This window comes from Stenotrophomonas sp. PS02298, assembly GCF_029959445.1.
Taxonomy (GTDB): domain Bacteria; phylum Pseudomonadota; class Gammaproteobacteria; order Xanthomonadales; family Xanthomonadaceae; genus Stenotrophomonas.
Map to the genome: position 1 here is coordinate 21017 of NZ_JASCOR010000051.1, position 6762 is coordinate 27778.

Here is a 6762-nt window from a genome sequence, read left to right on the forward strand (position 1 = left end):
GGCTTGCCAAAAGCCAAAGCTGAGCCATAAAGACTCCTGTCTTCACAGGAGTTTTTATGGCCATCTTCCACACCGCGATCAAGACTTTTAGCCGCAGCCGGGGGCAGTCTGCCGTCGCGGCCGCCGCCTACCGAGGCGGGCTGCTGCTCGCAGACATGCTCACAGGACAGCAGCACGACTACCGCCGCCGCAGCGGTGTCGTCGAAAGCTTCTGCCTCGCCCCGCCAGACGCTCCCGAGTGGGCCTTGGACCCCCGGGAGCTCTGGGCGGTCGCGGAAGCTGCGGAGCGACGGAAAGACTCGACCGTGGCGAGGGAGTTCGAGATCTCCTTGCCCCACGAGCTGTCCGAAGAAGAGCGCGCCCATCTGGCATTCGTGCTCGCCGACTCGTTGGTCGGGCGTTACGGATTCGCTGTCCAAGCAAGCATCCACTCCCCTGGGACGCCCGAAGGTCTCAACCACCATGTCCATATCTTGGCGACTACGCGTCGCATTGGTTCAGAGGGATTTGGCGATAAAACCAGGGAGTTGGACGTTGGGCCGTCTGGCAAAGTGGAAGTGCAGTGGATCCGCGAGATGGTCGCTGCGACGACGAACGCCCACTTGGAGGCGGCTGGCCTTACGAACACCATCGACCACCGCAGTCTGGCCGAACAGGCCCGGTCGGCGATGGAGCGAGGGGATGATTTGACGGCAGCGGCGCTCTCCCGGGAGCCGACCCAACACCTCGGTAAGCGGGCGACCGCTCTAGCTGGGAAAGGCGTGGATACCACTAGGGCGAGGACGAACGACCAGATTTCGGAAGACAATCAGGAGCACTATGACTACTTGGTGCTCAAGGCCGGGTTGGAGGGCAAGCCCGTGCCACCCGCTGGGCAGGAGTCTGGGGCGCGCCGTGGGCAGGTGTTCAACAGCGATACGGCCAGCCTGCCCGTAGGTATGGAAATGAAGGGGGTCTCCGGTGTTCGCCTGCAGCATGTGCTCCTTTCGTCTCACGGGCTACCCGACCATGGGACCCCCGTTAGCCTTGCTGAGAGGATTGTGGACGCGTTGAGCGACGTTGAGGAGATTTCCAGGGCGAGGGCAGACTTAGCCATGGAAAAGACTCGTGCTGGGTTGAGTTGGGCGCAGCGGCTGCTTTCAGCTCAAGGGGAGAGCGTCGAACTCCGGCAGTGGATCACCATGGCTGTGCTTCAAGTCCGTGCCCTGAAGTGCCTCATCATTAGCCGGGCTCGCAGGCTCTTGAACCTTAAGAGTGCAACCAGGTTGCGGCATATGGCCGAGCAAGAGTGGGAGCGGTTCAATGCCGACTATCCGATGGGTTCAAGCGGTTACTCGCATCCGGAATGGACCCAGCGCCGAGGGCGGCGGCTCTCAGTGCTTGAGACGCGCACAGCCGAGTTGAAGTTGGCGCAGGAGCGGGCATCGGAGCAAGAGATTGGCTTGATCGACGCGGACATCGCCAAGAAGGCTGAAGCCCTTGAGGCAATGCCATCTCCGCCACAGTGCCAAGCTCTGAAGCCAGCGGCTCCTCAGCCCTTGTCCCGCGATGCGCCCGCTCCTCGTCGGCCGGCTCCCCGTGGGCCGACCTTCCACTGATCCCTGACCCGTCCTGCTATACATTGACACCTACGGCGGACGATCCGGCCGCCGTCAGGCGGCCAGGGAGGCCCGATGCACTGCATCGGGCGTCTGCATTTTAAGGGACAGGTGGGGCCGCTCGGCGTTATAGATCGCCACCGACTCGGCCACCATCTGCCGGGCCTGCGCCAAGTCCCGGGGCCGATGCAGCAGGAATTCGCCTTTCAAGATCCCGTTTACCCGTTCTGCCAGCGCATTCTGGTAGCAGTCGTAGCCGTCGGTCATCGAGCAGATCACGCCGTGCTTAGTGTGGATCTTCTGGTAATAGTCCGAGCAGTACTGGATACCGCGGTCGGAGTGGTGGACCAGCCGTTGGCGCGTTTTTCGACCTTTCAGCGCGATCAGCAGCGCTTGGGCAACCTGCTCGGTCTGCAGCGTGTCATGCACGCTCCACCCCACGATTTTCCGCGACCACGCATCTGTAATCAGGCTCAGATACACGAATTTCCCTTGCGTCGGCAGATAGGTGATGTCGGCTACCCACACTTGTTCGCTGCCAGTGGGCACTACGCGCCCATCGCCAGCCTTGAGCAGGTTGGGGTGACGCCGGAAGCGGTGATGGCTGTCGGTTGTCTTGTGATACGCCCGCCGCATCGGAACCAGGAGCCGGGCATCACGAAGAACGCCAAACAGGCGGTCCCGCCCCATCGCGATCCCCGATGTCTTCAGTGCTGGTCTGATCAGACTGTGGAGCTTGCGGGTGCCGATACGGGGCTGACGCGCCCGATGGCCACCCACTAAAGCGATCGCCCGCGCGCCCTCGGCCAATTGCCGTTGCTGGCGATGGCCGTCCTGGTAGTACGCCTGGCGGCTGATGCCGAAGTGTCGGCAAGCCCTTGCCACGCTTAGCCCTTGGAGGCGCCCTTGCGTGAGGACTTGCCGGAAGGCTTTTTTACGATCCGCACCCCGTAGTCCTCCTTGAGCACATCCACGATCGCCTCGAAAAGCTGCGCTTTCTCGCTGGCCTCGCGCAGCTGTACCTGCAGGACCTTGATCTGTTGTTCCGGAGTCAGCGGCTTGGCCGCCGCGCTTTTGGGTGATGTGGTCATGGGAGCAAATGATGCACCACCTGACCAATCCTGCCGACCATGGCGACGTAGCCAGGACAGCACGGTGCTCCTCCCTTGGATTCCGTATCGCTCCTGGGCCTTTTTGTAGGTCAGCTCCCCACGTTCGATCTGGTCGACCACCGACAATTTGAAGGCCAGCGAGTAATCTCGCTGGCTGCGCCTGATTGTTGATTTCATTGAACATTCCTTCTCCAGAGGGAAAAGGTGTCAACCCAATTCAGGACGGGTCACAGGCACAAAAAAAGGCGGGAATCCCCGCCTTTTTTGTGCCTGTTGGAAACGCCGGCTTACTCGGCCTCCACCACGCTACCCTTGAGCGGCTCGGTGCCCAACGGCGAGGACGGATCAACCACCGTCACCGTTTCCACCGAACCATCCGGCCAGACGATCTGGAAGCTGCTGCCCGGCTGCAAGGTATTGAACGGCATGCCACTCTGCGCGCGGTACACCGCTGCTGCCTGGGTTGCGCCAGCACGACGCAGGTCCGCGTCGGACTTGACGGTGGTCAGCGTGATCTTGGACAGCGCTCGATAACGATCTTCAAAGGTATCGATCAGCACCACGCCGACCGCCCCCGCCGAATAAGCCACGAACAACACGACCCAGATCCAGAACTTTGCACCGTGCATGAAACGACGGTAATTCATTGCCCACCTCGTCGCGCTTTGCGCAAGCTATTGACCATCTCGTCCATCTTTTCAATGCCCTGCCGCGGAACTGCAGCGTCGTAAACAAATGACTGAAAATCCTGCTGGGGATCACGCGAACAGATCCCGCCATTGGCGCAATAGGCCACCATCAATGCACTGCCGGGGCCGCATGCCAGACCCAGCTGGCAGGCAGCCACCTGCCAGGCCAACTGACTGAACTGACTGCCAGCAACCATGCCCCTGTAGGCGTCGTCACCAGCGGCCGAGCTACCCATCGCCCCGGAAATAGCCAGGAAGGCTTCCGGATCCTGCGAGGACTGAACCCGCTCCACCAGCTCACGGCGGTATTCAGGGGTCTCGTTCAGCGGCTCACCCATCGACAACAGGGCTGCCTCGGCTGCCAGGTTACCGGCCTTGGCCGAGGCCAGGCGCTCCTGCAGCAGACGCGCGCGACCCAGTCCATCGGCAGCGGTGAAGCCCGCGCAGCCCTGACGCACCTTGCCGCGGGCAGCCAGCATCGCGGAAATGACATCCAGGTCCATGCGCTGCAAGGCGGCGCTGTCCAGCGAGTAGCCCGAGGGATCCATCGCGAACACGCCGCAATAATCGTAGATGCGGCTGGCCATCCAGCCGGCCTCGGCATTGCCCGCATCCGCCGCAGCCTGCAGCTGCCGGGCATAGGCAAACAGATCGCTGCCGTTTTCAAAGGCGGCGCGCAGGTCAAGCGGCAAGCCCGCCGCCACGGCGGTGGATTGCTCAGGCACCGCAGTTGCCGCACGCAAGGTCGGCGCGCCCATTTCAGCGCCACTGGCGCCACTGACTGCAGCAACTTCCGCCGTGTCCCCATGCAGCAGGTTGCCGCTACGAACACCCAAGGCAACCATCAGCACCGCCGCAGGCAGCACCAATAGATACCAGGATTTTCTGGCCAGCAACGCGAGCATGGAAAGGCGACAGCCTGTTACCCAGTTTAGAGGGCGTTAATTCTATCAATACTGGACGCGGGGGCGGATGAACCAGCCAGCTGAACGCGCAATTGATGTCAGCCTCGTCTAGGATGCGTGCCCTGTCCCGCCGTTGCCGTACGCCGCCATGCCCTTCCTCGAACTGACCCTGCGCTGCACCGAAGCCACCCAGCCCCGCTACGAGAACGCCCTCGACGACGTCGGCGCACTGGCGGTGACCATGCTCGATGCCGATGCAGACACCAGCAACGAGCGCGCGATCCTGGAGCCAGGCGTGGGCGAAACCCCACTGTGGAACGAGCTCACCCTGACCGCCCTGTTCCCGGCCGACACCAACGCGCTGGCGCTGCTGGCCGCACTGGAGTCGTTCGACCCGGGCCTGGAATGGACCCAGGCCAGTTTCCGCGCCGTCCAGGACGAAGACTGGGAACGCGCCTGGCTGGACCAGTTCCAGCCGATGCAGTTCGGCCAGCGCACCTGGATCGTGCCGTGGAACCATGAACTGCCGGAAGCGGCACAGGCGGCCGACGCCGCCATCGTGCGGCTGGACCCGGGCCTGGCCTTCGGCTCCGGTACCCATCCGACCACCGCGCTGTGCCTGCGCTGGCTGGACCAGCTCTCAGCCGAGGGCAAGCTCGCCGGCAACACCGTGCTCGATTTCGGTTGCGGCTCGGGCATCCTCGCGCTGGCCGCGCTGAAGCTGGGTGCAGCCGCCGCAGTAGGTGTGGACAACGACCCGCAGGCGCTGATCGCCACCCATGACAACGGCGAGCGCAACGGCGTGCATATCGCCGCCTACCTGCCGGAAGACGAGCCGGTTGCCACCTACCCGATCGTGGTCGCCAACATCCTGGCCTCGGCACTGGACGCACTGGCCGAATTGCTGGCCGCGCGTGTCGCCGCTGGCGGGCAGATTGCCCTGTCCGGCATCCTCCACGGCCAGGAAGGTGAACTGCTGGAGCGCTATGCCGCCTGGTTCGACCAGCTTGAAGCCACACAGGATGGCGACTGGATGCGCATCACCGGCGTGCGCCGTGCTTGAATGGGGCCAGTGCCTCAGCCAGCCCAGCCATGACTGACGAAACCACGCCTGCCCAGCCTTCTCTGGCCACCTTCCTGCAAGGTCCGGCCAAGCCGAGTACGCCGAAGCCAGACGCGCCTGCGGCGGTCACGAGCGATGACACCCAGGCGACGCTGGCGCTTGATCTGCCTTTGCCGGCGGATCAGGCCGAGCGGGTGCAGCTTGACGTCGAGCAGGCTGAAGTCACACAGGCCGAGTTCGAGCATGCCGGGGCAGAGCGGGTAGTAACCGAGCACGCTGAAGTACCGCAGCTGGAAGCGGCGCAACCCGAGCTGGTGCTGCCGCAAGCGGCCGTCATCAGCGGCAACGCTGGCAGCGAGGACACGGAACCAACGGAAGACAGCGCATCGCCCACTGTCCCAGCGCCCAGCTTCGCGCGCGCGAACCGCACGCAAGCGGCACCGCCGGCCGACACGCCACGCTGGCAATGGGGCCTGGTACTGGCTCTGGCCCTGCTGCTCGGCCTGCAGATCATTCTTGCCGACCGCGCCACACTCGCCGCCGATGCAGGCACCCGGCCCTTGGTCAGCGGCCTGTGCAGCGTGCTGCGCTGCTCATTGCCGCCGTGGCATGAGCCCAGCGCGTTCAGCATGCTGAGCCGCGATATCCGCCCGGTGCCCGGGCAGGCCGGCGCCCTGCAGGTGCAGACCAGCTTCCGCAATGATGCGCGCTGGGCACAGGCCTGGCCTGCGCTGCGCCTGTCACTGTCCGATGCCGATGGCAGGGTGATCGGCCGGCGTACCCTGCAGCCGGCCGAATACCTCGGCGCTGGCGCGGATCCGTTGGCACGACTGGAGCCTGGGCAGAGTGCGCAGGTGTCATTCCGGCTGCGCGAACCGGCCGCTGCCACGGTCGCCTTCAGCTTCGAATTTCAGTAAACGCGGGACAATGGCGTGGCAGGCCGACGGCCCACGCGCTAGACTCCCTCCCCCATGCCGGGCCAACGCGCCCGACCTTGCTGAACCCGGGAACTCTCCTTGAACGCTGCCCCCACCCGTCCTGACACCAGTCGTGGCGCTCCGAAGCCGCCGCTTCGCGAACACGTTGCCCAGTCCGTACGGCGCTACCTGCGCGATCTGGACGGCTGCGACGCCGACGATGTGTACGAGATCGTGCTGCGCGAGATGGAAATCCCGTTGTTCGTGGAAGTGCTGAACCACTGCGAAGGCAACCAGAGCCGCGCGGCAGCCCTGCTGGGCATCCACCGCGCCACCCTGCGCAAGAAGCTGAAGGAATACGGGCTGGCGTAAGCCCTGGGCTGCCTGTAGTGCCGAGCCATGCTCGGCAGAAGCGTTACCGGTAAACCCCGCCGTCGTGCATTGCTGGGAAGGCCCCTTGCCGAGCATGGCTCGGCAC

Annotated in this window: 7 protein-coding genes; 4 read left to right on the plus strand and 3 right to left on the minus strand. The window is 64.2% G+C overall.

The window, feature by feature from the left end; all coding sequences use genetic code 11:
* Positions 1-56: 56 nt before the first annotated feature.
* The gene (gene mobQ, locus QMX78_RS09725) at positions 57-1598 is read left to right on the plus strand and encodes a MobQ family relaxase (RefSeq protein ID WP_282268880.1); all 1542 of its coding nucleotides are present in this window, start codon (positions 57-59) and stop codon (positions 1596-1598) included.
* A gap of 54 nt (positions 1599-1652) precedes the next feature.
* Here mobQ and QMX78_RS09730 read toward each other — a convergent pair.
* The 3 genes from QMX78_RS09730 to QMX78_RS09740 all read right to left on the minus strand — a co-directional run bounded on the left by QMX78_RS09730 (position 1653) and on the right by QMX78_RS09740 (position 4304).
* A protein-coding gene (locus tag QMX78_RS09730) for an IS3 family transposase (RefSeq protein WP_282268882.1) occupies positions 1653-2887 on the minus strand; the annotation gives its coding sequence in 2 pieces (ribosomal slippage) (positions 1653-2536 and positions 2536-2887; 1236 coding nt in all).
* A gap of 110 nt (positions 2888-2997) precedes the next feature.
* Entirely contained in the window at positions 2998-3357 is a 360-nt protein-coding gene (locus QMX78_RS09735; protein ID WP_282268884.1) for a hypothetical protein, read from the minus strand.
* Positions 3354-4304: a hypothetical protein gene (locus QMX78_RS09740; RefSeq protein ID WP_282268887.1), complete on the minus strand. Its 951-nt coding sequence runs from the start codon at positions 4302-4304 to the stop codon at positions 3354-3356. Before QMX78_RS09740 ends, QMX78_RS09735 begins: the two co-directional genes overlap by 4 nt.
* Positions 4305-4452: 148 nt before the next feature.
* Here QMX78_RS09740 and prmA point away from each other — a divergent pair, with 148 nt between their 5' ends.
* The 3 genes from prmA to fis all read left to right on the plus strand — a co-directional run bounded on the left by prmA (position 4453) and on the right by fis (position 6656).
* On the plus strand, positions 4453-5367 hold the full coding sequence (gene prmA / locus QMX78_RS09745; RefSeq protein WP_282268888.1) for a 50S ribosomal protein L11 methyltransferase: 915 nt from the start codon (positions 4453-4455) through the stop codon (positions 5365-5367).
* A gap of 29 nt (positions 5368-5396) precedes the next feature.
* The gene (locus QMX78_RS09750) at positions 5397-6284 is read left to right on the plus strand and encodes a DUF3426 domain-containing protein (protein WP_282268889.1); all 888 of its coding nucleotides are present in this window, start codon (positions 5397-5399) and stop codon (positions 6282-6284) included.
* 99 nt (positions 6285-6383) lie between these two features.
* Positions 6384-6656, plus strand: a complete 273-nt coding sequence (fis, locus tag QMX78_RS09755) for a DNA-binding transcriptional regulator Fis (protein ID WP_057626401.1) — start codon at positions 6384-6386, stop codon at positions 6654-6656.
* Positions 6657-6762: the final 106 nt, after the last annotated feature.